The sequence below is a fragment of the Catellatospora vulcania genome (assembly GCF_009720385.1).
Classification (GTDB): Bacteria; Actinomycetota; Actinomycetes; order Mycobacteriales; family Micromonosporaceae; genus Catellatospora; species Catellatospora vulcania.
Genome location: NZ_ML769307.1, coordinates 136,722 through 162,556 on the forward strand (window position 1 = coordinate 136,722; position 25,835 = coordinate 162,556).

Consider the following 25,835-nt stretch of genomic DNA (forward strand, 5'->3'; position numbering starts at 1 on the left):
GTGCTCCTCACGGGGGAGGGGCGATCGACTCAGCGGGATCTGAGTACGGACGCTCATGTGCGCACGGCCCGCCGTGATCAGGATGAGATCCATGGACGGGCTCTATATCGGATCCTTCGCCCACGCACTGGGCGCGCAGCAGCGGCATATTCGGGAGTCGGCCGAGGCGGGACTGCTCCGGTCGGCTCCGGAGGACCTGGAGGCGGCCGGTTTCCGCCGGCACCACGTCTGCGAACCGGGCGACACGGCGTACGACCTGGCACACGCGGCGGTAGCGCAGATCGCGGCCCGCGGCGACCTCACCGACATCGACGCGATCGTCTACGCCACCTGCCTGCCCGGCGGCGAGACGGGCACCGGTCCCGTCCGTGACGTGAAGGAGCTGATGGACTTCCCGGCAGGCCGTCTGCAGGCCGAGTTCGGTCTGTCCCGGGCGATCGTGGTCGGGCTGCACCAGCAGGCGTGCACCGGCGCGCTCGGGGCGCTGCGGGTGGCGGGCGCGCTGCTGGCGACCGAGCCGGACTGGCGGCGCGTGCTGTGTGTGACCGCCGACCGGTTTCCGGCCGGCGCCTGGTACGAGCAGGCGTACAACCTGATCTCGGACGGTGCCGCGGCCTGCGTGGTCGGCCGTGACCCGGATGTGTGCCGCCTGCTGACCGTGCACCAGATCACCAACGGCGGCCTGGGCCGGGCCGGCGACGACGAGACCGTCGGCACCTACTTCGCCTACACCCACCGGCTGGTCCGCCAGGCCGCGGCGCGCGTCGGGCTGACGCCCGCCGACCTGGACTGGGTGGTCACCCAGAACACCCACGAGAAGGCGTGGGAGATCCTCGCCCGCCTGCTCGGCCTCGACCATGCCCGGGTGTGGGCCCCGACCCTGGCCGACGTCGGGCACGTGATCTCAGCCGACGCCCTCGTCAACCTGTCCGCGCTGCTCGGGTCGGGGCGGGCGCGGCCGGGTCAGCGGATCGCGGTGCCGATGGCCGGTTTCGGGCTCAACTGGCAGTGCGCGGTGCTGGAGGTTGCCGCATGAGCGCCCTGGCGACCGCGCTGGCCGAGGTGTCGCAGACCGCCGACCGGCTCAGCCGGCTGTCGGTCCGGGCGCACCAGAACCCGTACACCCTGGTCGACTGGCCGCCCGCGGTGGACCCGGAACGGGACTGGTTCGGCACCCCGGAGTACGTGAGCCTGTACGGCACGCCGGTCTGGGCGGGCCTGGACGACAGGGCCCGCCGCCGGGTCGCGTTCCACGAGGCCGCCGGGTTCTACAGCCTCAACATCCACGGCGAGAGGGCGCTGATACAGGGCCTGGCCGCGCGGCTCTACCGCAGCGACCTCGCCGGTTCGGCCGGCTACCTGCACCACTTCCTCGACGAGGAGAACAAGCACAGCGTCTGGTTCGGCGGATTCTGCACCCGCTACGCGCGGGTCCACCGCAGCCGCCAGGTGTCGTTCGCCACCGACCGGACGCGTGACGTCGACGACTTCCTGTTCTTCGCCAAGACGCTGATCTTCGAGGAGATCGTGGACCACTACAACCGGGTCCAGGCCCGCGACGGGCGGCTGCATCCGCTGGCCCGCTTCATCAACGACAACCACCACCGCGAGGAGGCCCGGCACCTGGTGTTCGGCCGCCGCCTCGTGACGGCCCTGTGGCAGGCGGGCGGCTGGGATCGGGCGACCGCCGCCGAGATACGCGACGACCTCGCCCGGTTCGTGACCGCGACCTGGCGCGAGTACTACCACCCCGACGTCTACGCCGACGCCGGGCTCGACGACCCGTGGGAGCTGGCGGAGGCGGCCTGGTCCGCACCCGACCAGCGCACCCACCGCCGCCGCGTGTCGGCGGACTGCCTGCGGTTCCTGGCCGCAGCGGGTGTCCTGACCGAGGAGCCGGCCGATGCGTTCTGACACCGAGATCCGCGCCGAACTGCGCACTTTCGTGCGCCGCCACACCGGGCAGGTGGCCGTCACCGACGACACGCCCCTGTTCACGCTGCGCCTGCTGCGTTCGGTACACCTACCGGAACTGATCATTCTGCTCGAACGGCTGCGCGGCGCACCCATCGACGTCGAACAGCTGCGCATAGGTGACTTCGACGGGATCGACGCCATGGTGGCGCGCTTCGGGAGGCAGCCGTGACGGGCCTGGCGGACCTGGCCCGCATCGGGCTGCGCTGGGACCCCAGCGGGCAGGCCGGGCTGCACGGGCCGCTGCTGGCGCTGGCCGGCGACTGCGACCGCGCCTTCCAGCACCTCGCGAGCCGGTGGGGTGCGAGCGAGGAGGCGTACGCGATGACGCTGCCCGCCTCGTCCCTCGGCGGGCACCTGCGGTCCTTCCCGCACCAGGTCACCTTCGCGATGGCACTCGATCCGGCCGAGGCGAACCTCGCCGGGTTCGCCGACGGGACGGTGCTGGACCGTTCCGGGGCGGTCGCGTTGACCCGTACGGCCCCGGTGACCGCCGTGCTCACCCCGGCCGCCTGCTACCACGTCTACGCCGCGCACCACGGGGAGCAGCTGACCGCAGCCACGTACGTGACCACACGCAACACCTGCTTCCGCCGCGAGTCGGCCTACGAGCCGCTGCGCCGCCAGTGGACCTTCACCATGCGGGAGATCGTCTGCCTCGCCACGGCCGACGAGACCGCGTCGTTCCTGGCCCAGGCCCGCGCGGCCGTCGACCAGCTCGCCGGGCTGATCGACCTGCCGATCGACTGGGCACCGGCGACGGACCCGTTCTTCCGCCCCGACCGCCACCCCGGCCACCTCCTGCAGCGCATCCAACCGGTCAAGCACGAGGCGGCCTACGGCGGTTCGCCGGCCCTCGCCTCGGCCAACCTCCACCACGACCACTTCGGGTCCGCGTACGCCATCACCCGCGACGGCGCGCCGGCCACCACCGCCTGCCTCGCGTTCGGCGTCGAACGGTGGCTGCACGCCCTCGTCGACCGGCACGGCCCGGACCCCGACGGCTGGCCGGACCTGGTCGCCGCGGCCCGGCAGGTGGTGACCCGATGAGCACGCTGATCACCGGAGCGGACGGCTATCTCGGGCGGCGGATCGCGGCCGCGCTACGCGGACAGGACCTCATCCTGGCGGTGCGCTGCGCCGACGAGACCGAACTCGACCACAAGCGGGCCCGGCTCGCCCACGTCGCCGACGCGCCCGTCGTGCCGGTCGACCTGCGCGACGCCGACCCGTTCGCCCGCGTGGACCCGCGGCAGGTCACGCGGATCATCCACGCCGCCGCCGTCATCCGCTTCGACGTCACCCGCGACACCGCCGACCAGGTCAACGTCGCCGGGACGGCACGCGTGCGCGAGTTCGCGCACCGCTGCGACCGCCTCGACCAGCTCATGCTGCTGTCCACCCTGTACAGCGCCGGTCGGCGACGCGGCGAGGTCCACGAGACCCGCCACGACGACGCCGGGTTCGTCAACCACTACGAATGGTCGAAGTGGGCGGCTGAGGAGTGCCTGCTCGACCCGCCGGGGCTCCCGGTGACGGTGGCACGCCTGCCCACCCTGATCGCCGACGACACGACCGGGGCCGTCGCCCAGTACAACGCGTTCCACCACACGATGCGGCTCTACCACGCCGGGCTGCTGACGCTGCTGCCCGGCGACCCGGCGACACCGCTCAGCCTGGCCACGGCCGAGTTCACCGTCGACGCCGTGACGGCGCTGCTCGCCGCACCGCCAGGCGTCTACCAGATCTGCCCCGGCCCGGTGACCCTCGGCGCCGCGATCGACACCGCCTTCGCCGTCTTCGAGCATGATCCGGGCTTCCGCCGGCGCATGCTGCCCCGCCCGATCCCCTGCGACCAGGCCAGTTTCCACGACATGGCGCAGGCCGCCCAGCGGCTGCGCGGCGGCCCGCTCCAACCGGCGCTCGCCTCCGTCACGCCGTTCGCCGAACAGCTCTACCTGCCCAAACACTTCCGCACCGACCGCCTGCGGGCGGCGTGGCCCGGATACCGGGCGCAGGACGCCACCGCGCTGGTCGCAGCGGCCTGCACCGACCTGATCGAGAGGAGCTTCCGTGTCACCGCGAACTGAAACGCCGCAGCCGCGAGTCGTGCAGCGGACCGAACTGCCCGGCGCCGCCGACGACCGGTTGTACTTCGCCCAGGTCCGCGAAGACCCGGAACTGGAGATCGCCGCCTTCGCCGGGCACTGGGACGGCCCGATCGCCGTGGTCAGCTCCGGCGGCTGCACGGCGCTGTCGCTGCTCGCCGCAGGCGCTGCCGACGTCGTCGGCGTCGACGTCAACCGCACCCAGAACCACCTCGTGGAACTGAAGGCGGCAGCGGTCGCGTTGCTCGCGCCCGGCTCGGCGCTCGGACTGCTCGGCGGCGTCCCCATGGCGCCGGCCGCACGCCGGCAGGCTTACGAGCAGGTACGCGGCGCGCTCACGCCGCAGGCACGCGACTACTGGGATGCCCGCCCGCAGGTGGTCGATCTCGGCGTGCTGCAGGCAGGGGTCACCGAGCGGCTGATGCGCCTGATCGCCCGAACCCTGCGCGTGGTCCATCCCCGCCTGACCGGGTCGCTGCTCGCCCCGCGGACCCTCGACGGCCGGCGAGAGTTCTACCGCCGCCAGTGGGACACCTTCGGCTGGCGACTGCTGTTCCGGTTGCTGTGCAACCGGCTGGTGCTGCGGCGCACCTACGACGAGCGGTTCTTCGCGCACGTCGAGAACCCGAGCTACGCCCGGCACTTCCGCCAGGTCGCCGAACACACGCTCACCGACCTGGACATCGGCGGCAACTACTTCCTGCACCACCTGCTGACCGGCGCATACCCGGCGGGATGCCGCCCGCGCTACCTGGACGCGGCGGTGCCGGTGGACCGGCTGTCCCTGGTCGACGGCACGTTCACCGGCTACCTGCGTACGCGGCCGGACCGCAGCATGGCGGGATTCGCCCTGTCCAACATCTGTGAATGGCTCAGCGCCGCGGAGATCGACGAGCTGTTCGCCGAGATCGTCCGCACGGCCCGGCCCGGCGCCCGGCTGGTCTTCCGCAACTTCGTCGGCTGGACCGAGGTGCCGCCGCGCTGGCGCGACGCCGTCCGCGAGGACCGGGCGCGCGGCGAGGAGCTGATGCGCACCGACCGCAGCCTGTGCCAGCGGCGCTTCGCGGTCTGCGAGGTGACGCCGTGAGGGTCCGCGACGCCCGGCCCGGGGACAACGCGGCCCTGGTCGACCTGGCGTCCCGGTGCGCGATGGAGGGCGACCTGTCGCTGTGCATCGACCGGCGGCCCGACTTCTTCGCGCTCAACCGGATCGCCGGGGACGCCTGGCGGGTCGGGGTCGTCGACGGAGACGACGGCCCGATCGCCTGCGTGGCGGCCGCCCGCCGAATGGCCTACCTCGACGGTGAACCGGCCCCGCTCGGCTACGTCGGTGACCTGAAAGTGCATCCGGCGCACCGGCGGCGGGGAACCGCCCGGGTGCTGGCGCAGTGGGCCCAGGCCGCGGCCCGGGAGCTGGCCGGCCCGGACGCGCCGCTGATCGGCACCGTACTGGCCGGCAACGACGCCGTCGAGATGCTGCGCCGGCAGGTCGAACCGGGCGTACGCCGACGGGCCACCATCCGATCGCACAGCATCGACCTGCTGACCCGCCGCCGCCTCCCGACCACGGACCTCACGGTGTCCGTGGCCGGCCCCGCGGACGAACCCGACATGGTCGCACTGTGGCGCCGCGTGGCCGCGTCCCGCCAGTTCGCCCCGGTCTGCGCATCGTTCCCACTCGCCCAGCCGGATGTGGAGTACCTGCTGGCCCGGCGTCCCGGCGGCGAGCCGGCCGGGTTCGTCGGGCTGTGGAACCAGCACGACATCAAGCAGATGCGCGTCACCGGCTACTCGCCCCGCCTGGCGGCCGCCCGGGTCGGCTTCAACCTCGCGGCCCCGCTGTTGCGCGCACCGCGCCTGCCGCGTACCGGGCAGGAGCTGAGCTACCGCACGGTGGTCAATCCGTGCGCGTCCGACCCGGAAACGCTGCGCACCCTGGTCAGGCATGCCTGCAACCGGCTGCACGGGCAGCACTCGTTCCTCACCATCGGCCTGGACGTCCGCGATCCGCTGGCTCAGGCCCTGACCGGACTGCGGGCGCAGCCCACCGACGTCGACCTGCTCGTGCTGGGCGGGCCGGATGACCTGGCCGCGCCGGTGCATTTCGAGATCGCCACGGTGTAGATCCGGTGAGGGGCGACCCGTCCACCGTCACGGCCTTGACACGCTCCTGACGCGGCGCGGACAGGGTGTCAGCGGGCAGGCCCGGCCGGGCCTGCCCGCTGACGTGCGGAGTGTCAGATGAGGCGGCCGAGCGCGGCCCAGGTGTTGGGGCCGGGGACGCCGTCGACCGGGCCGGTGTAGCCGCCGAGCTGCGCCATCCGCTGCAGCGCGGAGTACGTGTTGATGCCGGGCACGCCGTCGACCGGTCCGGTGTAGCCGTATCCGGACATCACCTTCTGCACGCCCTTCCACGAGTTGGCGCCCAGTACGCCGTCGGCGGGGCCGGTGTAGCCGCCGAGTTTGGCCAGGCGCTGCAGCGCGGCGTAGGTGTTGGCGCTGGGCACGCCGTCGATCGGGCCGGTGTAGCCGAAGCCGCGCAGGATGGTCTGCAGGCCCTTCCACGAGTTGACGCCCAGCGCGCCGTCGACGGGGCCGGTGTAACCGCCCAGCTGCGCCAGGCGCTGCATCGCCGCGTACGTGTTCGTGCCCGGCGCGCCGTCGATCGGTCCGGTGTAGCCGTGACCCCGCATCACCCGTTGCACACCCGACCAGGTGTACGTGCCCGGTGCGCCGTCGACGGGACCGGTGTAGCCACCCGCCTGGCCGATCTCCTGCAGGATCACACCTGCCGAGGCCGACGGGATCGGCGTCGTGTTGCCGCCGCCGGCCGGGTAGCCGCCCAGGCCGAGCTTGCCCATGATGAACTCCCACGCCCACTGCACGGGGCTGCCGGGGTAGGCGTTCAGGCGGTCGGCGTAGACCTCGTTGTGCACGGTCCAGTTCCAGTCCGCCGGATTGATGCCGCCTTCGTCGTGGTCGCAGATCGTGTCACGGTCGTAGCAGTAGGAGTGCAGACGTGAGGCGATCCAGTCGAGGTTGCCCGCTGCCCGGTAGCGGACCCCGGGCCCGTCGCCGGTGTTGCGCGGGTCGTTGAACAGGTCTTCCTTGCGGTAGCCGGGGTCGCCGAAGAACGTCACGGCGGCGATCTTGTTCTTGGCCGCCGTGCTCAGCGCGACGAGGGGCGGGTACCCGGGGTCGGTGTAGTTCGGGTTGAAGGCCTCGCCGATGACGGTCGCCCCCTGGGAGAACCCCAGCAGCACGGTGCGGGTGCTCGGGCAGCTGGTGCTGAGTTTGTTCAGTTCTTCCCGCAGGTTCACCACCCCTGCGGTCACGTTCTGCAGCTGTCCCGCCTCGTAGATCAGGCCGGCGCTGCGAACCGTGATGGCGGGCGTGGCGGCCAGCTCGTTGACGAGCGGAGACAGCGCGAGATAGCCGATGCCTCCGCTGGTGTAGGTGTTGCCGAACGGGCCCGTGCCCGAGCCTGCGGGCTCGCCCGTGCCGCGCGCCGCGATGACGACGATCGGTGCGCAGGTGGCCGTGGTGGAACCGGCTGACGCGGGGGCAGCGGTCACGGTCACCGCCGTGCCCGCCATGAGGGAGGCGAGCGCGGCGAGGACGCCGACCCGCCTGGTGCTGACAGTCATCCGGGGGTTCCTGCTTTCGTGAAGGGACGGATCAGGGGCGCAGGGCGGCGGGTCAGCCGACCAGGTTGCGCAGCGCCAGGTAGGTGTTGGGCCCAGGGACGCCGTCGACCGGGCCGGTGTAGCCGCCGACCTGGGCCAGCCGCTGCAGCGCCGTGTACGTGCCGGGGCCTGGCACGCCGTCGATGAGGCCGGAGTAGCCCCAGCCGCGCAGGCACGTCTGCAGGCCGCACCAGCTGTAGGAACCGAGCACCCCGTCGACCGGGCCGCTGTAGCCGCCGGTCTTGGCCATCCGCTGCATGGCGGCGTAGGTGTTGGCGCCGGGCGCGCCGTCGATGGGTCCGGTGTAGCCGAACCGGCGCATGACCGTCTGCACGCCCTTCCAGCCGTTGACGCCCATCACGCCGTCGATCGGTCCGGTGTAGCCGCCCGCAGCGGCCAGGGTCTGCAGCGCCTTGTACGTGTTGGCGCCTGGCGCCCCGTCGATCGGTCCGGCGTAGCCGTAGCCGCGCAGCACGGTCTGCGCGCCCTTCCAGCTGTTGACGCCGGGCACGCCGTCGATCGCGCCGGTGTACCCGCCGCCGGCGGCGAGCTTCTGCAGCGTCTTGCCGTCGGTGACCGAGATCGCGCCGGGGCCCGTGGACGTGACGGCGAGGTAGTTGCGGATGCCGGCGTAGGTGTTCGGGCCGGGCACGCCGTCGATCGGGCCGGTGTAGCCGTAGTCCTTGGCCAGCAGCTGCAGCGCCTTGTACGTGTTGGGGCCGGGCACGCCGTCCACCGGGCCGCTGTAGTAGTTCAGGGACAGCACGGTCTGCACCCCCTTCCAGCTGTTGACGCCCAGCACGCCGTCGACCGGACCGGTGTAGCCGCCGCGCTGGGCCACCTGCTGCAGCGTCTTGGCATCCGCCGTCGAGATCGTCACGCTGCCGGACACCTGGCCGAGGTAGTTGCGCAGCCCGGTGTAGGTGTTCGGGCCGGGGACCCCGTCGACCGGTCCGGTGTAGCCGCCGCGCTGGGCGAGCAGCTGCAGGCCCTTGTAGGTGTTGACGCCGGGGATCCCGTCGACCGGGCCGGTGTAGTACCCGAACTGCTTGATCAGGGTCTGGACGCCCTTCCAGCTGTTGGCTCCGAGCACGCCGTCGACCGGGCCGACGTAGCCGCCCAGCTGTGCGACGCGCTGCAGGGTGACACCGTCGGCCAGGGAGATGTCGGCGACCGGGTCGGGGATCGGGTTCGCGCCCGGCGGCGGCAGGACAGCCGTGCCGAAGGCGTCGGGCTTGGCCACGTTGGTGTCGACGCGGATGCCCTTGACCGTCCCGGAGCTGCTGAACTGGTGGATCGCCCAGGTCGGGTACGCGGTGCCGATGTTCGGGCTGCCCGGTGCGACGTCGTAGTGGGCGATCCACAGCTTCGCCCCGGTCGCCTGGGTCTGCGTCCAGGTCCGCGAGATCAGCAGCGACGAGTAGGTGTACAGGAACGGCGTGGCGCCCAGGGCGGTCTTGACGGCGTTGACGAACGCCGCCGTCTGCGCGTCGGTCCACACCGGGCTGCCGTCGATGCCCTCCACGTCGATCATCAGCGGGTCGCCGGGGCGGTAGTCGTGCAGGTGCGACAGGAAGTAGGAGGCGTCGCCCGCTGCCGAGCCCCAGCCGCTCATCCAGTAGTGGCCGACCAGGAAGCCCGCGGCACGGGCCGCGTCGACCTGCCGGGTGTAGTACGGCGAGGTGTAGGGCAGGTGGGTGCCGTCGTTGGAGCCGCCGGACTTGACGACGCAGAACCGGTAGCCGGCGCTGCGCGCGGCCAGGAAGTCCAGGTTGGCCTGGCTGGTGCCGACGTCGATGCCGTAGACGAGACTGCCGGCCGGCGGGGTCGGCGCCGGTCCGGGCGCCGGTGGCGTCGACGGCGGGTGCGACTGCAGCCAGCTCGCCACGCCGATGATGGTGTTCGGGCCGAGGATGCCGTCGACGGGCCCGGTGTAGCCGCCGTCCTGGGCCAGAGACTGGATCGCTTTGTAGGTGTTCTCGCCGGGCAGGCCGTCGACGGGCCCGTTGTAGCCGTAGCCCTTGACGGCGGTCTGCACGCCCTTCCAGCTGTTGACGCCCATGACGCCGTCGACCGGGCCGGTGTAGCCGCCGCGCTGGGCGAGGGTCTGCAGCACGCGCTGGTCGGCGGCGGTCAGCGTGTACCCGCCCGGCCCCGGGTTGTTGCCCGGTCCGGGTGCGCCGACGTCGGCCATGGTCTCGCCGGTGTTGTCGAGTGTCCAGCCCAGATAGTGCGCACCCGTGAGCGCGTTGTACCGGGCGATGGACTGCGTGCCGATGCGGTAGCCGCCGGGGGCGAAGTCCTCCCCGCCGGACAGGGCCGACGATGCCATCAGGCAGCGGGCGCCCCCGCCGTCGAGATCGAGAGCCACGTGCCCGGCGCCGCCGGACCACCAGTGGAAGGCGCCCCGCGGCGCCGCCGAGTAGTCGGCGTGGTCCGCCCCGGACTCCAGGTACGCCTGGTACGCGGTGCCCCGCGAGTCGTCCAGGCCGCAGGCGCGGAACATCAACGCCTGGCACATGTCCTGCCAGTTGACACCGTTGTAGAACCCCGCGTAGCCGGGACCGCCGGCGTCGGTGACGTGCTGACGGGCCCACTGTTCGGCCCCGGCGACCGTTCTCGTCGTCAAGTCGTACTCCTGTTGTCGGGCGCGACGCAGCCGTCGACCGGCTCGCCGCCGCGAGGAAGATCGGAAAGGGGGCCGTTCAGATCACGGACAGGCGTGCCGAGGCGAGGATCTTCTCCGAGCCGACCAGCTGTGCCCGCAGCACCGGGCGCGCCGCGACCGCGGTGGTGGGCACGCCGCCGCGCCGCAGCCAGCGGTCCAGCACCACGGTGCCCGCCGCGTCGGTGTCCAGATCGAGGTAACCGCGCCGGTCCATCGCCTTGCGCCCGGTGCCGGCGTCGAACCAGACGCTGCCGGCGACCGCGTCGAACGAGCTGATCGAGAAACGCACCCGGCGGCCGGGTGCGGGCAGGCCGCCGGCCGTGCACAGGAACACCACACCGGACGCGAAGCCCTGCTCGCCGGGCGCCTGGGACGTCCACGAGTAACCGGACGCCGAGAACGTCCCCCGGACGGCGCCGTCGGCCGTGGGCGCGGCGGCCGCGGCGGCGGTTCCCTCGACGGCTGCCGCCAGGGCCACCGCCGGCACCATCGCGCCGACGCCTTGCAGGAGCACGCGACGGGACACGCCACGCCTGCCAACATCGATCGATTTCGGCATCTGACCTCCTAGAACATGAGCCGATTGCGGATGAATCGCGAACCTGTCGATCACAACCCATCGGCCGGCGGCCGACAACCCAACGAAATCGCGGAAATCCGTGCCCGCGAGCAGCGCGTCCGTCGCCTGACGTTCACGAATTCGGCCGGCGATCGCTCTACCTTCCGTCCCGCCGCTGGCGTAGCTTGATCGTTGCGCTTGGCGGGTCGGTGGCAACCCAACGAATCCGCAGAGTTTTTGCGGCGGCACGGGCCGTCGGCCGGACGGGGGGAATGATGAGCGGCCGGAGCAGGCTGTGGCCGGTCGCGGAGTTGCCGACGACCAAGGCCGGCGTGGAGCGGGCGTTCTCGTACTTCATCGCGGGGGTGCGCATCGGCACCCTCGCGCAGATGGTGCCCGCCGTGCACGCCGGTGTGACGACGTCCCCGCACGACGTCGCATATCTCGTCTGCTGGGCTGCCGCCGCGCTCGCATCCGTGCTGGTGAGCGTGGCGACCCTCGTCCGCCGCCGCCCGCTGGGCGCGGTCGTGTCCGCGGCGGACTACACGCTGGCCTGCCTGCTGCTGGTGCTGGCGCCACTGGTTCTCGTGTCGGGGGAGCGGTTCGGCACCTGGATCGCCTACCAGCCCGGCTACGCGCTGTCGGTCATCATCACCGCCAGTGGCGTACGCAGCCTCGCCCTGTGGGCGGGTGGCATGCTCGGCATCGTCGTCAGCTACGCGGTCTATCTCGGCGGTGCGTTCGACGGCGACATGACCACGACCGCCATCGGCAACATCCTGACCTACGTCGTCTACGCGCTGGTCACGCGTATGTTCTTCGGCTACACGCGCCGCATCGCCCACGATGCCGACACCTCGCGCGCCCGCGCCGCCGAACTGGCCCGTCGCGAGGAGGAACGCCGCGCCCAGGTGATGATGCACAACGGCGTCGCCGTGATGCGCCTGCTCACCGAGCCGGGCACCGACGCCGCACGCTCCCGGCTCATCGACCTGGCCGGGGTCGAGGTGCAGCGTATGCGCTCCTACCTGCGCGGACGAGTGCCGGACCAGGACGGCGACGGCCCCGACACGGCGCTCGCCGCGATGATCGAGCGGGTGTGCGAGCGTTTCGCCGACCTGCCCGTCGAGACACTGCTCGACCTCGGCGCCGCCGTGCGCCTGCCCGCCGGGCAGGCCGAGGCCGTCGAGCGGGCGCTGGAGAGCCTGCTGCTCAACGTACGCGCGCACGCCCGCGCCGACGGTGTCGTGGTCCACCTCGACCAGAGCGCCGACGGGCACTGGACGCTGACCGTGCGCGACGACGGCGTCGGCTTCGACACCGCGACGGTCGTCGCCGGCGTGGGGCTGCGCGAGGTCGTCGTCGGCGAGCTGCGACGGCGGGGGATCGACGTCGACGTCGAGTCCGCGGCCGGTGCGGGCACCACCGTGACGATCTCGGCCGGACCCACGCCGTCGGCCGTGCGCGGGGACCGCGACGCGCTCACGGACGCCGCATGAGGCCCGCCGTCGCGGTCGTCGACGACGCGCCGCTGATCCGCGAGTCGATGGCACTGCTCATGCCCGGCCTCGACGTCGTCGCCGCGGTGGCGACGGTCGAGGAGCTGGTGCGCCGACGCCCTACGGCCGACCTGGTCGTGCTCGACCTGCATCTGGCCAATCTCGAGCAGCAGCCCGACGTCCGGCAGGGCATCGCCGCGATCCGGGCGCTGACCGGCTGCGGCTACCGGGTGTGCGTGTACAGCCAGGAGGAGCGGCGGTTCGTGCTGGCCGCCTGCATCGCCGCGGGGGCGTGCGGGGTCGTCTCCAAGGCGCTGCCCACCGCCCGCGCCGAGCAGCTGTTCCTGGAAGCGGCCGCCGGCGGCGCCGTCGTGCCGCAGCCGGTCGTCGGCATCCTCGAAGTCCTGGTCCGCCGTGACTGCATCACCCTGCTCAGCGAGCGCCAGCGCCAGATCCTGCACGGCCGGGCACGCGGGCTCAGCTACGCCCAGGTCGCCAAGCGGCTGTACGTCAGCGAGTCCACGCTGCGCGGATACTGGCTCGACCTGACCCGGTCGCTGACGGAGTCCCTGCGCAACCTCACCCCGGGCGAGATCGAGCACGCCCTCGGGCTCGCACCCGGGGACCTGCTGGAGTTCTGGTCCGGCGAGGCGACCGACGGCAAGGACTGGTGGCGCACCGGCACGTCCCGGTGACGGTCCCGCCTGGACGCCACGCGTAATCGACACCTACACTCATGCATTGAACTCGATCGCTGCGTTGCGGTGGTCGAGTACGGGAGCCGGGGCTGTTCCGCCCCAGCCGTGCGCCGGGCGCCGGCTGGTCGACAGCGCATCCCGCTGCAGCGGCCCCAGCCGCGCGGCCACCCGGAAGGACCATCCATGCACCTGTCCGCACGTTGGCGCGCGTCCGCCGCCGCCCTGCTCACCGTGGCCACCGCCGCGGGCGTCGGGGCCGTCGTCGCCGCCGCGCCCGCCGCCAGCGCGGCCACCGCCTGCCAGGTCGCCTACCGCGCCGACCAATGGACCGGCGGCTTCGTCGGCTACGTCAAACTCACCGCCGGCGACACCGCCATCCACGGCTGGCGCATCGGCTGGACCTGGCCCGGCGACCAGAAGATCACCAACGCGTGGAACGCCGCCGTCACCCAGTCCGGCACCACCGTCACCGCGGTCAACGCCGCCTACAACGGTGACCTGGCACCGGGAGCCTCCCTGGAGTTCGGCATGCAGGGCACCTGGGCGGCCGCGAACACCGCCCCGACCGACTTCACCGTCAACGGCGCACCCTGTGGCGCGACCCCGTCGCCGTCGCCCAGCTCGGCCTCGCCAAGGCCGTCCGGCAGCAGCTCTGCCAGCCCGTCGCCGAGCCCGTCACGCAGCGCGTCGCCGAGCCCCAGCCCGTCGGCGAGCCCGTCGCCGTCCGGGCCGCCGCCGGGGTGCACCGGCGCACTGTGGTGCGACGGTTTCGAGGACCAGACCGGCACCGTGCCGTCCGGAGCGTGGACGCTGGCATACCCCGACTGCCAGGGCGCCGGCACCGCCGTCGTCGACAGCGCCGTCGCCCGGTCCGGCACCCGCTCGGTCCGCGTCGACGGCGCCGCCGGGTACTGCAACCACGTGTTCCTGAAGTCGACCCGTGACTTCAGCTCGCTCGGCGGCGTCTGGTTCGGCCGCTTCTACGTCCGGCACACCACCGCGCTGCCGGCCGCGCACGTCACCTTCCTGGCCATGCGCGACGCCGCGGACGGCAACCGTGATCTGCGCGTGGGCGGCCAGAACGCGGCCCTGCAGTGGAACCGCCAGTCCGACGACGCGACCCTGCCCGAGCAGAGCCCGGCCGGGGTGGCACAGAGCCGCCCGCTGCCGGTCGACCGCTGGGTGTGCGTCGAGATCCGGGTCGACGGCCCGGCCGGCCAGGTGCAGACCTGGACCGACGGCAGCGAGGTGGCGGGTCTGCGGGTCGACGGCGTGCCCACGGCCGACGTGGACCGGCAATGGCTGAGCCGGGCCGGTTGGCGGCCGAACCTGACCGACCTGCGCCTGGGCTGGGAGAGCTACGGCGAGGGCGCCGACCGGCTCTGGTTCGACGACGTCGCCTGGGGCTCGGCGCGCATCGGCTGCTGAGGCGGCACGACTCCGCTGCACGATGACGGCATCTGGCGCCCGCCGGCGCCAGATGCCGTGCCTGCTACACGTCGATGTGGGAGCCCATGATGATGGTGCGGTCACGGGGCAGGCCGAAGTGCGCCGCGGCATCAGCGGTGATGTACGAGGTCGCGACGAACAGCCGCTTGCGCCAGTTCGCCATCGTCGCCGCCGCCCCGCGCCGCAGCTCGATCTTCGACAGGAAGTAGGTCGCGTTGTCGAGGTCCAGCGGCCCCTCGGTGGCGGCCGGGTCCAGCGTGCGCAGCGCCGCGGGCACATCCTGCGTGTCCATGTATCCGAACCGGGCGGTCACGTGGGTGATGCCGTCGTCGCCGTAGCCGAGGTCGTCGACGGTGACCCGCTCCTCGGCGGGCACGAACGGGACCGTGTCGGTCTCGATCGACAGGATGACGACGTGCTCGTGCCGGACATGGTTGTGTTCCAGGTTGGCCCGCAGCGCCAGCGGCGCGGTCTGCTTGCCCCGGTTGAGGAAGATCGCCGTGCCGGGCACCGTGGCCGTCGACGAGCCGGCCTCGTGCAACTGCTCGACGAACTGCGGCAGGGTGCCTTCGGTGCGCTCCCGCTCGGCGGTGACGACCTGACGGCCGCGCTGCCAGGTGGTCATGATGGTGAACGCGGTGAGGCCGATCAGCAGCGGCAGCCACGCGCCGTGCACGAGCTTGGTCAGGTTCGCGGCGACGAACAGCAGGTCGACGCCGAGCAGCACGGCCGCGCCGGTGCCCAGCAGCCACCACGAGGTGCCCCACTTGAGCCGGGCGACGTAGAAGAACAGCAGCGTGGTGATGGTGATCGTGCCGGTGACGGCCATGCCGAACGCGTACGCCAGCGCCGCGGAGCTCTGGAACGCGAACACCAGGGTCAGCACGGATACCATCAGCAGCCAGTTGATCCACGGCACGTAGATCTGGCCCATCGTCGCGGCCGACGTGTGCGCGATGCGCAGCCGGGGCAGGTAGCCCAGCTGCGCGGCCTGCGAGGCGACCGAGTACGCGCCGGTGATGACGGCCTGGGAGGCGATGACGGTCGCGGCGGTGGCCAGCACCACCAGCGGCAGCCGGGCCCAGCCCGGGGCGAGCAGGAAGAACGGGCTGGTGATGTTGGCCGGGTCTTCGAGGATCAGAGCGCCCTGGCCGAGATAGCTGAGCACGCACGCGGGCAGCACGAGTCCCAGCCAGCCGCGGGTGATGGCGCGGCGGCCGAAGTGGCCCATGTCGGCGTAGAGGGCCTCGGCGCCGGTGACCGACAGCACGATCGCGGCCAGCGCGAAGAACGCGACGCCGAAGTGACCGGCCAGGAAGCCCAGCGCGTATGTGGGCGACAGTGCCTTGAGGATGTCGGGGTGGTGGGCGATCCCGGCGATCCCGAACACGGCGATCACCAGGAACCAGGCGATCATGATGGGGCCGAAGACGCGGCCGACCGCGGCGGTGCCCCGGCGCTGCACCATGAACAGCGCCACGATGATGACCGCGGTGACCGGGACGATCGCCGGCTCCAGGCCCGGATTTACGATCTTGAGGCCTTCGATCGCCGACAGCACCGAGATCGCCGGGGTGATCATGCTGTCGCCGAAGAAGAGGGCCGCGCCGAAGATGCCCAGTGCCGCGAGCACGGCCGCCGTACGCCGTCCGCTGCGCGAACTCCAGCGGCGCAACAGCGTGATCAGCGCCATGATGCCGCCCTCGCCCTGGTTGTCCACCCGCATGGCCAGCAGCACGTAGGTGACCGTCACGATGATCATCACGGACCAGAAGATCAGGGAGACGACGCCGAACACGTTGTCGACGCCGACCGGCACCGGGTGCGGGTCGGCGGGGTTGAACACCGTCTGCATGGTGTAGATCGGGCTCGTGCCGATATCGCCGAACACCACGCCCAGCGCGCCCACCACCACGGCGAGCCGCACCACGTCCCGTGCGCCCGGATGGTGTCCCGGCTCTTGCTCTCGGCTGGTCACGGATGCCTCCTGCGGCGCTGGGTGCCGATGATCGGGTGCCGTGCGGGGACGATACCGCCTCCCGGGCGGCTTGCGTGGGCAGGCTGCCGGTGTCGCCGTCGGGATCACGTCAAGGACGCGCCCGCCCGTCGCGCCGACCGGGCAATCAATTGCATTACATCTATCTGTCCTCCCCGGACGCTCCGGGATATATATAGACGGCGGTGCATCACCGGCACTGCCATGCCTTCTGGGGAGGAACTCCATGAGACGCACTCTCACCGCGGCGGTGGCCGCGACCGTGGCGATCGCCGCGGCCGCGCTGGCCACGGGCCCGGCGAGCGCGGTCGGCGACCCGGCCCGCGCCGTCGACACCGCCGCGGCCGCGCTGGCCGCGGTCGGCGACCGCTCGTCCACCGGCGAGGTGTACACCGTGCTGCGCACCGTGACCGACCCCGACGGGAGCGCGCACGTACGCCTGCGACGCACCCTGCACGGGCTGGCCGTGCGCGGCGGCGACGTCGTCGTGCACCTCGACCGTTCCGGCCGCGCCACGCACACCGATGGCGCACCACCCGCCGCCCTGGCCACCCGCACGCCACGGGTCAGCGCCGACCGCGCGGCACAGGCCGCGAAATCCGCATTCGACGGCACGATCATCGGGGTCGACCGACCGCTGCTGGTTGTCGACGCCGCTGCGGGCGGCCGCATGGCCTGGGAGACCGTCGTACGCGGCTGGGCCCCCGACGGGCAGACGCCGTCGCGGCTGCACGTGTTGACCGACGCCGCCACCGGCGCCGTCTACGCCACCGACGACGAGGTCAAGACCGTGCTCGGCACCGGACGGACGATCTACGCCGGACCGGTGCGCATCGACACCACACTGTCGGGCACCGCGTACCAGATGATCGACCCGTCGCACGGCGGCAACCGCACCTGCGACATGCGCAACACCACCAGCGGGCCGTGCATCGTCTTCACCGACGCGGACAACCTGTGGGGCAACTACACCACCACCGACCGCGCCAGCGCCGCCGCCGACGCCCACTTCGCCTCAGCCAAGACCTACGACTACTTCAAGTTCGTCCACAACCGCGCCGGTCGCACCGGCACCGGCGCCGGGGTCACCTCGCGGGTGCACTACGGCAGCAACTACGTCAACGCCTTCTACGACGGCGCACAGCTGACCTTCGGCGACGGGATCGGCAACATCCACCCGCTGACCTCGATCGACATCCTGGCCCACGAGCTCGGCCACGGGTACACCGATGCCCTGGTCAGCCTCGTCTACAGCGGCGAGTCCGGCGGCATCGACGAGGCCAGCAGCGACATCTGGGGCGCCATGGTCGAGTTCTACGCCGCGGCGCCCGGCGACCCCGGCGATTACCTGATCGGCGAGGAGGCCGACATCTTCGGCACCGGCGAGCTGTTCGGCAACCTGTTCGACCCGTCACTGGACGGCTCGTCGCACAGCTGCTGGTCGCTCGCGACACCGCCCGCAGCCCCGCACGTGTCGGCCGGTGTCGGCAAGCACTTCTTCTTCAACCTCGCCGAAGGCACCGGCGCGACGAAGTACGGCTACAGCCCGGTCTGCGGTGCGGCGGCCGACGTCACCGGGATCGGCCGGGCCAAGGCCGAGAAGATCTGGTACCGGGCGCTGAACGTGTACGCCCTGTCCACCACCAGTTACGTGAACATGCGGGCGTACACCCTCGCGGCCGCGGCCGACCTGTACGGCAGCTGCTCGGTCGAGCACAAGACGGTGCAGGCGGCGTGGAACGCGGTCAACGTCGCGGGCGTCACCGTGTGCGGCGGTCCCTGACCGAGGTGGCCCCGCCCGGCGCGCCGGCACCGGGCGGGGCCCGGCTCCCCGGCGGCAGTCGGGTCTCGGTGTGTGCCTCTCACGTTTGCTCGACCGGTGCGCGGGAATGCGCAGCGCGTGAACAGAGGGCGGATCGGCTCGGCCGACATCTTCCGGTGGGCGGCGGCGGCCACGTGCGGCGTGGCGTTGGTGGCTCTTGGCCTGGCCGCCCTGTGGACCGTGCGCGGTGTGCTGGCCCTGGTGCTGGTGTCGCTGTTCGTGGCCGTGAGCCTCGACCCCGCGGTGCGCTGGCTGGTCCGGCACCGCGTACGGCGCCCGTACGCGGTCGGCATGATCCTGGTCGCCGTGCTGGGATCGGTGACCGCGCTGGTGGTCGGGGTCGGGCCCGCACTGGTGGGCCAGGCAGGCGACCTCGTCAAGGACCTGCCCGGCTACATCGGGGGTCTCGATGAGCGCTCGCCGGTGTTCCGTGAGCTCAGTGCCCGGTACGGGCTGGGCGACCGGCTCAACGAGCTGGCCGCGTCGGTGCCGGAATGGATCGCCACGAACCTGCTCAGCATGTTCCAGACATTCCTGGACGGGCTGGCGACCACGCTCACGGTCGTGGTGCTGTCCCTGTACTTCCTGGCCGACATGCCGCGGCTGCGCAGGCGCGCCCAGCTGGTGGCACCCGACCGGCACCGCGAGCGGGTCCGGCGCATCGTCGACACCGCCGTCGACAAGGTCGGCTCGTACATGATCGGCAACGTGCTGATCTCCCTGATCGCCGGTGTCGTCGCCTACCTGGGCTTGGTGATCTTGGATGTTCCGTTCGCCGTGCCGCTCGCGCTGATCGTCGCGGTCACCGACCTCATTCCGCTGGTCGGGGCGACCCTCGGCATGGCGGTCTGCGGCATCGTCGCTGCGATGGCCTCCGGCCTGTGGCCCGCGGCCATCGGGATCGTCGGCTGGCTGCTGGTGTACCAGCAGGTGGAGAACTACTGGATCGTGCCGCGGATGATGCGCCGCAGCCTCGACATGCCGTCGCTGGCGGTCCTGCTCGCGGGCCTGGTCGGCGCGGCGCTGCTGGGCCTGATCGGCGCGCTCATGGCCATCCCGATCGCCGCCACGATCAAGGCAGTGATCGCCGAGCTGCGCACTCCGCTCCCGCCGCCCGGTTACGCGACAGACCATCCGGTCGACGATCCGGAGCTGAGCCTGCTCACCGCGCAGGAGGATCCAGCCGCCGTCTAGGCCCGTCGGCCGGATGGCAGCGCGGGCGCATGTTCCTCGCTGTGAGTCCCCTGCCCAGGCCGTCGTCGATCGAGGCACGCGTGCTGTCGGGCGAGGATGGGTACTACGTTGCAGGCATGTACGAGTTGTCCGCGCCGTATCAGGTGTCGATCTTCTGCTGGTTCGCCTTCGAGATCGGCCTGCTGGTACGTGACCTCGTCAGAGGCAAGGGCCGGTCAGGTCGCGACCGTGGCACCCGCTGGATCGTCGTCCTGTCCCTCGGGGCCGCGATCGTCCTCGCCTGGCTGGTCCCGGGACGGGTGCCGGAGGCGGCCACGCCTGCGCCGGTCGGGTTCGCCGTGGCCGGCCTCGTGGTGATGTGGACCGGCCTGGCCGTGCGGGCCTGGGCGGTGCTGACACTCGGCGGCTCGTTCAGCACCTATCTTCAGGTGGCAGCGGATCAGGCCGTGGTCACCCGCGGCCCGTACCGGTGGGTGCGCCATCCCTCCTATACGGGCCTGCTGCTGATCGGGCTGGGCTTCGGCATCGGCGCGAGCAATTGGCTGTCGCTCGTGATATGCGCTGTCATGCCGCCGCTGGGACTGCTGCCACGCATCGCAGTCGAAGAGTCCGAGCTGGTCGGGGTACTGGGCGACCGGTACCGCAGTTACCAGAGTCAGACGTATCGCCTGGTGCCCGGACTCTGGTGACCGGTACGGCGCCGGGTACGGGTGCGACGCCCTTGAGCTGGGGCTCGGCCGACTGCGGTTCCCGTGCTGCCGCAGAGCGGACGCGGTTCGCGAGTCGCGCTTGGGGACGTGGCTCAGCCCGTGCGGACGTCGGGATCCGCGGCGAGCAGTGCGTGCAGGTGTTCGTCGTGCAGCAGCCCGTCGCCGAAGCGTTTGCTCGAACGCATCACCCCTTCGAGCGCGAAGCCGGCGTGATGCGCCACGCGGCAGGAAGCGGTGTTCTCGACGGCATGGGTCAGCACGATCCGTCGCAGGCGCAGCGCTTCGAACGCCCACTGCGACACCGCGCGCACGCTGCCGGTGGCGACGCCGCGACCGCGGGTCCACGGCGCGACCCGGTAGCCGATCCGCGCCTGGGCGTCGTCGTGGTCGATGTGATGCAGGGCGATCGTCCCCGCATATGCGCCGGTCGCGTCGTCGATGATGGAGAACGTCGCGTGGGTGCCGTCGGACCAGTCCGCGCCGCTGACGCAGTCGGCGACCGCGGCCGCCCGGTCGGGCAGCCGGCAGCGCGGATTCCACATCAGCACGTCGGGGTCCTGTGCGAGGAGCAGGACTGCCGGCGCGTCGGCGACGTCGGGCGGCCGCAGGCTCATCCCGGCCGCCCCGAGCCGGACGGATTCGATCATCATGGGTTCCTCCTGATCGGTGACGCAGCCCAGCCTGCTATACGACGCGGGATGTGGTGCGCCGCACGGGTTGAGCCGCATGCCACACACCGTTCGATCGGCCGGGCGGGTCAGGACACCGGTTGGCCGGTGAGGCTGTGGCGGCCCGCGTAGACGGCGCGTTCACCCAGCTCTTCCTCGATCCGCAGGAGCTGGTTGTATTTGGCGGTGCGGTCGCTGCGCGACAGTGAGCCGGTCTTGATCTGCCCGCAGCCGGTCGCCACGGCCAGGTCGGCGATGGTGGTGTCCTCGGTCTCGCCGGAGCGGTGGGACATGACCGCGCTGTAGCCGGCCTGCCGCGCGGCCTGCATCGTCGTCAGCATCTCGGTCAGGGTGCCGACCTGGTTGACCTTGACCAGGATCGAGTTGGCGATGCCCCGGGTGATGCCGTCGCGCAGCAGCGCGGTGTTGGTGCAGAACACGTCGTCGCCGACCAGCTGGCAGCGGTCGCCGAGCCGGTCGGTGAGCGCCTTCCAGCCTTCGAGGTCGTCCTGGGCGACACCGTCCTCGATCGACACGATCGGGTACGTCTCGGCCAGTTCCACCAGGTACTCGATGTGCTCGGCCACCGTGCGCACCCGCTGCTCGCCACGGTAGTGGTAGGCGCCGTCGCGGTAGAACTCCGACGCGGCCGGGTCCAGCGCGATCGCGATGTCCACGCCCGGGGTGTAGCCGCTGTCGCTGATCGCGGTGCTGATGAAGGCGAGGGCCTCGGGTGCGGTGCGCAGGTGCGGGGCGAAGCCGCCCTCGTCGCCGACGGCGGTGTGCTGGCCGGCGGCCTGCAGCGCGGCTCGCAGGGTGTGGAACACCTCCGAGCCCATCCGGACGGCTTCGGTGAACGTCGCCGCGCCGACCGGGGCGATCATGAACTCCTGGAAGTCGAGCGGGTTGTCGGCGTGCGCGCCGCCGTTGACGATGTTCATCAGCGGCAACGGCAGGGTGACGGCGTCGGGGCCGCCGAGATAGCGGTACAGCGGCTGGCCGGCGGACACCGCGGCGGCCTTCACCACCGCCAGGGACACCCCGAGGGTCGCGTTGGCGCCCAGCCGGGACTTGTCGGCGGTCCCGTCCAGCTCGATCAGCACCCGGTCCACCTCGGCCTGGTCGCGGCCGTCGAGGCCGGCCACCGCGTCGGCGATCTCACCGAGCACGGCCTCCACCGCGCGGCGTACACCCTTGCCGTGGTAGCGCCGGGTGTCGCCGTCGCGCAGCTCGACGGCTTCGGCGGTGCCGGTCGAGGCCCCGGACGGGACGGCGGCCCGCCCCAGCGAGCCGTCGTCGAGCAGCACGTCGACCTCGATGGTCGGGTTGCCGCGGCTGTCGAGGATCTCGCGAGCGTGGACGGTGTCGACGGCGGTCATCTGGCTCCTCGGGTCGGGATGGTCGGCGAGCCAGCGCAGCACCTGCTCGGCGTGCAGGGCCGGCTCGGTCACCGGGTGGAACACGTGCTCGACCACGCCGTCGGTCACGATGAGCGTCAGCCGCTGGTAGTAGGCCGTCCCGGCGGCCCGGAAGGTCGGCAGCCGCAGCGCGGTGGCCAGGCTCAGCCGGGGATCGGCCAGCAGCGGGTACGGCAGGCGCAGCCGGTGGGCCAGCTCCCGCTGGTATCCGGTCGACTGGGCGGACAGGCCGTAGACCTGGTCGCAGCCCGCCGCCAGGAGTTCGGTGTGCAGGTCCCGGAAGCCGCAGGCTTCCACGGTGCAGCCGCGGGCCCCGGGGATGTCGTCCCAGCCACTCGGCATCGGGTTGCCGGGCCTGCTGGTCAGCGGGTACGCGAACAGCACGGTCCGGCGCCCGTCGAAGGCGGTGGGTCCGACCGCGATGCCATCGGTGGCGCGGAAGGTCAGGGCAGGCATCAGCGTGCCGACCAGGGCGGCCGGGTCGTGACCCGCCGGTGCGGCCGACCGGCCGGAGATGCGGGGGACGGCTGGTCCGGCGGTGGCGTCGACCAGCGACAGCAGCGCGTCGCGCTGGCCGGTCAGCTGCTCGATCCGCAGTTCGAGGCCGGCTATCGCCCGGCGGTAGGTGCTCAACGCTGCCGGATGGCCGTCGTCGCCGTCGCTCATGGCTTCGACGAACGGCCTGGTCTGCTCGACGCTGAACCCGAGCGCGGTCAGCGTCCGGATCTGCTCGACCAGCCGCACCGCCGCCGGGTCGTACTCCCGGTAGCCGTTGCCCAGCCGCCGGGGGACCACCAGCCCCGCGGCCTCGTAATAACGCAGCGCCCGGATCGTCGTGCCCGTCCGGTGCGCCAGTTCTCCCACTCGCACCCACCGACCGTAAACCCGTACCTGCGGGTACAGGTCAAGCGCCCTTGCGGGCGGGCTCCGCCGCGCAGTTTCGGGGAAACTGCAGGAATCACACGGCCGGAGCGCGCAGTTTCCCCGAAACTGCCGAAAGCTACTGGCGTGGCCGGTCAGGGGCCGGTGAGGGCGAAGTCGTCGATGTCGAACAGGCCGGTGCCGCCGGTGCTGGTGAAGACGAGGAACAGGGGGCCGGCGCCGGCGGTGATGGTGGTGGTGACGTCGGCGTACACGCCGTAGCCGCCGGTGTTGGCGACGGTGGCGGTGCCGAGCAGTGGGCCGGTGGCCGAGCCGGTGCGGATCTGGATGGTGCCGCCTGATCCGCCGGAGGACACGCGGGCGGTGAAGCCGGTCTTGCCTGCCGGGTTGACGCCGGAGAAGCCGATCCAGTCGCCGATCTCGATGTAGCCGACGCGGTTGCCGCCGTGGGCGGCGGCGTCGGCGACGATCTGTACGCCGGACTGCGACGTGTACGACTCCGCCTCCACCCGGCTCTGCGGCGGGGCGGTTCCGGTGAGGGCGAAGTCGTCGATGTCGAACAGGCCGGTGCCGCCGCTGCTGGTGAACACCAGGAACAGCGGTCCAGAACCCGCTGTGACGGTGGTGGTGACGTCGGCGTAGACACCGTAGCCGCCGGTGTTGGCGACGGTGGCGGTGCCGAGCAGCGGCCCGGTGGCCGAGCCGGTGCGGATCTGGATGGTCCCGCCCGATCCGCCCGAGGACACCCGGGCGGTGAAGCCGGTCTTGCCTGCCGGGTTGACGCCGGAGAATCCGATCCAGTCGCCGTTGTCGATGTATCCGATGCGGTTGCCGCCGTGGGCGGCGGCGTCGGCGACGATCTGCACGCCGGACTGCGACGTGTACGACTCCGCCTCGACCCGTCCGGCCGCGGGCGGGGTGGCCCACGGGACCTGCGGGGAGCGGTAGAAGCTGATGCCCTGAGCCGTCCACCGGGGTCCCTGCGCGCCCAGGCGGGTCTTGAAAGCATCCCAGTTGCGGGCCGACTGCGGCGACCAGGCCAGCTCGGCGAGGGCGGGCAGGCGGGGGAACGCCATGAACTCGATGTCGGCGAGCTTGGTGATCGTCTCGGTCCACAATGGCGCTTCCACGCCGAGGATCGCACTGGCCGGCACTCCGGTCAGCAGGGTGGCGGGATCCCAGTTGTACGCGGTCTGCACCTCGATCAGGCCTGCCCAGGTGAGCCCGAGCGGGGTCTGGTTGGTGTACTTCATGTCCAGGTAGGCCTTGTTGGCAGGCGACAGCACGACCTTGGCGCCCTTGGTGACCGCGGCGCTCAGATCGGCGTCGGAGGTGGTCGTGCCCCAGTACTGCGCGATCCGGCCTGGTGTGTGGTCGGCCTGGCCGAGCTGGTGCCAGCCCATGACGGTCTTGCCGAGGGCGCCGACGTAGGGCTGCACCCGGTTCATGAACGTGCGGTAGTCGGCGTCGGAGGTGCTGTTCGCCTCGTCACCGCCGAGGTGCAGGTACGGGCCCGGGGTGAGCGCGGCCAGTTCGGCGAGGACCTGCTGGACGAACGTGTAGGTGACCTCCTTGCCGACGCACAGCGAGCTGAAGCCCACGCTGGTGCCGGTGTACAGCGGCGGGGCCGTGTTGTTGCAGTTGAGTTCGGCGTAGGAGGCCAGGGCGGCGTTGACGTGCCCGGGCATGTCGATCTCCGGCACGATCGTGATGTGGCGGGCTGCGGCGTAGTTGACGAGGTCGGTGTACTGCGCCTTGGTGTAGTAGCCGCCCGCGCCGCCGCCGACCTGGGTGCTGCCGCCGACGGTCGCCAGGCGCGGCCAGGCGTCCACGACGATCCGCCAGCCCTGGTCGTCGGACAGGTGCAGGTGCAGCGTGTTGATTTTGTACTGGCTGATCTCGTCGAGGTAACGCTTGACGACGTCCACGCCGAAGAAGTGCCGCGACACGTCGAGCATCGCGCCCCGGTAGCCGTAGCGCGGGTAGTCGACGATCCTGCCGCCGGCGACCTCCCAGGGTCCGGGTTGGACGGTGCGGGCCTCGACGGCGGAGGGCAGCAGCTGCCGCAGGGTCTGCGCGCCGTGGAAGAGCCCGGCCGCGGTCTGCGCCCGTACGGTGATCAGCGCCGCGGTCACGTCGAGCTGGTAGCCCTCGCTGCCGACGCTCGGGTCGGCGCCGGACAGCAGCAGCGCGATACCGCTGGTGGGGGTGCCGCTCGTGGTGGTGACGGGCAGCGCGTAGCCGGTCGAGGGGCGCAGGACGTCGGCGAGGTAGGCCCCGACGGCGGCAACGGCGGATGAGCCGGTCGGGGTCTGGATCGTGGCGGCGGACGGCAGCGTGTAGGTGACGCCGGTGGCGGGTTGCACCGACACCGGCGCAGGCACCACGCTGCTCAGGCTCACCGGGGCCGCGGCGGCCGGAGCCGCGTCGACGGTCACGGTGAGGCCGGCGGCGACTGCGCAGACGAGCAGAACTTTCCGGGCGCGACGGTGCACGACGACCTC

At 71.9% G+C, this 25,835-nt stretch carries 20 protein-coding genes and 1 pseudogene; 13 read left to right on the forward strand and 8 right to left on the reverse strand.

Going from position 1 to position 25,835, the window contains the following annotated elements; all coding sequences use genetic code 11:
* Positions 1-91 precede the first annotated feature (91 nt).
* Genes F6W97_RS15260 through F6W97_RS15290 form a run of 7 tightly spaced genes read left to right on the forward strand, consistent with a single transcriptional unit; the run spans position 92 to position 6,206 of the window.
* Positions 92-1,036: a 3-oxoacyl-[acyl-carrier-protein] synthase III C-terminal domain-containing protein gene (locus F6W97_RS15260; RefSeq protein ID WP_155370990.1), complete on the forward strand. Its 945-nt coding sequence runs from the start codon at positions 92-94 to the stop codon at positions 1,034-1,036.
* Entirely contained in the window at positions 1,033-1,914 is an 882-nt protein-coding gene (locus F6W97_RS15265) for a diiron oxygenase (RefSeq protein ID WP_155370991.1), read from the forward strand. The genes F6W97_RS15260 and F6W97_RS15265 overlap by 4 nt, the downstream gene beginning before the upstream one ends.
* Positions 1,904-2,146, forward strand: a complete 243-nt coding sequence (locus F6W97_RS15270) for a hypothetical protein (protein ID WP_155370992.1) — start codon at positions 1,904-1,906, stop codon at positions 2,144-2,146. The genes F6W97_RS15265 and F6W97_RS15270 overlap by 11 nt, the downstream gene beginning before the upstream one ends.
* Positions 2,143-3,024: a class-II aminoacyl-tRNA synthetase family protein gene (locus F6W97_RS15275; RefSeq protein WP_155370993.1), complete on the forward strand. Its 882-nt coding sequence runs from the start codon at positions 2,143-2,145 to the stop codon at positions 3,022-3,024. Before F6W97_RS15270 ends, F6W97_RS15275 begins: the two co-directional genes overlap by 4 nt.
* Positions 3,021-4,064 (forward strand): SDR family oxidoreductase, encoded by a 1,044-nt coding sequence (locus tag F6W97_RS15280; RefSeq protein ID WP_155370994.1) that lies wholly within the window; start codon positions 3,021-3,023, stop codon positions 4,062-4,064. The genes F6W97_RS15275 and F6W97_RS15280 overlap by 4 nt, the downstream gene beginning before the upstream one ends.
* A complete protein-coding gene (locus F6W97_RS15285; RefSeq protein ID WP_155370995.1) occupies positions 4,048-5,169 on the forward strand; it encodes a DUF3419 family protein in 1,122 nt (373 codons plus the stop codon). Before F6W97_RS15280 ends, F6W97_RS15285 begins: the two co-directional genes overlap by 17 nt.
* Entirely contained in the window at positions 5,166-6,206 is a 1,041-nt protein-coding gene (locus F6W97_RS15290) for a GNAT family N-acetyltransferase (RefSeq protein ID WP_155370996.1), read from the forward strand. The genes F6W97_RS15285 and F6W97_RS15290 overlap by 4 nt, the downstream gene beginning before the upstream one ends.
* Positions 6,207-6,319: 113 nt before the next feature.
* Here the strand turns inward: F6W97_RS15290 and F6W97_RS15295 are convergent, their stop codons facing one another.
* The 3 genes from F6W97_RS15295 to F6W97_RS15305 all read right to left on the reverse strand — a co-directional run bounded on the left by F6W97_RS15295 (position 6,320) and on the right by F6W97_RS15305 (position 10,962).
* Positions 6,320-7,729, reverse strand: a complete 1,410-nt coding sequence (locus F6W97_RS15295) for a cutinase family protein (protein ID WP_155370997.1) — start codon at positions 7,727-7,729, stop codon at positions 6,320-6,322.
* Positions 7,730-7,781: 52 nt separating this feature from the next.
* Positions 7,782-10,397, reverse strand: coding sequence for a GH25 family lysozyme (locus F6W97_RS15300; RefSeq protein WP_230686694.1), 2,616 nt, complete (start codon positions 10,395-10,397; stop codon positions 7,782-7,784).
* A gap of 76 nt (positions 10,398-10,473) precedes the next feature.
* Positions 10,474-10,962 (reverse strand): hypothetical protein, encoded by a 489-nt coding sequence (locus F6W97_RS15305; protein ID WP_155370998.1) that lies wholly within the window; start codon positions 10,960-10,962, stop codon positions 10,474-10,476.
* A gap of 308 nt (positions 10,963-11,270) precedes the next feature.
* Between F6W97_RS15305 and F6W97_RS15310 the strand changes: the two genes are divergently transcribed.
* The 3 genes from F6W97_RS15310 (at position 11,271) to F6W97_RS15320 (ending at position 14,620) form a co-directional block, all read left to right on the forward strand.
* The gene (locus F6W97_RS15310) at positions 11,271-12,494 is read left to right on the forward strand and encodes a sensor histidine kinase (RefSeq protein ID WP_230686695.1); all 1,224 of its coding nucleotides are present in this window, start codon (positions 11,271-11,273) and stop codon (positions 12,492-12,494) included.
* Positions 12,491-13,189, forward strand: coding sequence for a response regulator transcription factor (locus F6W97_RS15315; protein ID WP_155370999.1), 699 nt, complete (start codon positions 12,491-12,493; stop codon positions 13,187-13,189). The genes F6W97_RS15310 and F6W97_RS15315 overlap by 4 nt, the downstream gene beginning before the upstream one ends.
* Before the next feature lie 186 nt (positions 13,190-13,375).
* On the forward strand, positions 13,376-14,620 hold the full coding sequence (locus F6W97_RS15320; protein ID WP_155371000.1) for a cellulose-binding domain-containing protein: 1,245 nt from the start codon (positions 13,376-13,378) through the stop codon (positions 14,618-14,620).
* Between the two features lie 64 nt (positions 14,621-14,684).
* Here the strand turns inward: F6W97_RS15320 and F6W97_RS15325 are convergent, their stop codons facing one another.
* Positions 14,685-16,619 (reverse strand): potassium transporter Kup, encoded by a 1,935-nt coding sequence (locus F6W97_RS15325; protein WP_155371001.1) that lies wholly within the window; start codon positions 16,617-16,619, stop codon positions 14,685-14,687.
* Positions 16,620-16,863: 244 nt separating this feature from the next.
* Here F6W97_RS15325 and F6W97_RS15330 point away from each other — a divergent pair, with 244 nt between their 5' ends.
* The 3 genes from F6W97_RS15330 to F6W97_RS15340 all read left to right on the forward strand — a co-directional run bounded on the left by F6W97_RS15330 (position 16,864) and on the right by F6W97_RS15340 (position 20,342).
* Positions 16,864-18,420 (forward strand): M4 family metallopeptidase, encoded by a 1,557-nt coding sequence (locus F6W97_RS15330; protein WP_155371002.1) that lies wholly within the window; start codon positions 16,864-16,866, stop codon positions 18,418-18,420.
* A gap of 117 nt (positions 18,421-18,537) precedes the next feature.
* Positions 18,538-19,653 (forward strand): AI-2E family transporter, encoded by a 1,116-nt coding sequence (locus F6W97_RS15335; RefSeq protein ID WP_196279159.1) that lies wholly within the window; start codon positions 18,538-18,540, stop codon positions 19,651-19,653.
* A gap of 41 nt (positions 19,654-19,694) precedes the next feature.
* Entirely contained in the window at positions 19,695-20,342 is a 648-nt protein-coding gene (locus tag F6W97_RS15340) for a methyltransferase family protein (protein ID WP_196279160.1), read from the forward strand.
* Between the two features lie 113 nt (positions 20,343-20,455).
* Here the strand turns inward: F6W97_RS15340 and F6W97_RS15345 are convergent, their stop codons facing one another.
* From F6W97_RS15345 to F6W97_RS41395, 4 genes and pseudogenes are all read right to left on the reverse strand, one after another.
* On the reverse strand, positions 20,456-21,091 hold the full coding sequence (locus F6W97_RS15345; RefSeq protein ID WP_155371005.1) for a GNAT family N-acetyltransferase: 636 nt from the start codon (positions 21,089-21,091) through the stop codon (positions 20,456-20,458).
* A gap of 29 nt (positions 21,092-21,120) precedes the next feature.
* Positions 21,121-22,410, reverse strand: coding sequence for a phosphopyruvate hydratase (eno, locus tag F6W97_RS40690; RefSeq protein ID WP_230686712.1), 1,290 nt, complete (start codon positions 22,408-22,410; stop codon positions 21,121-21,123).
* A gap of 75 nt (positions 22,411-22,485) precedes the next feature.
* A pseudogene (locus tag F6W97_RS40695) lies at positions 22,486-23,319 on the reverse strand (MerR family transcriptional regulator); the annotation flags it as partial.
* A 146-nt stretch (positions 23,320-23,465) separates the two neighbouring features.
* Positions 23,466-25,826: a family 20 glycosylhydrolase gene (locus F6W97_RS41395; RefSeq protein ID WP_155371007.1), complete on the reverse strand. Its 2,361-nt coding sequence runs from the start codon at positions 25,824-25,826 to the stop codon at positions 23,466-23,468.
* Positions 25,827-25,835 lie beyond the last annotated feature (9 nt).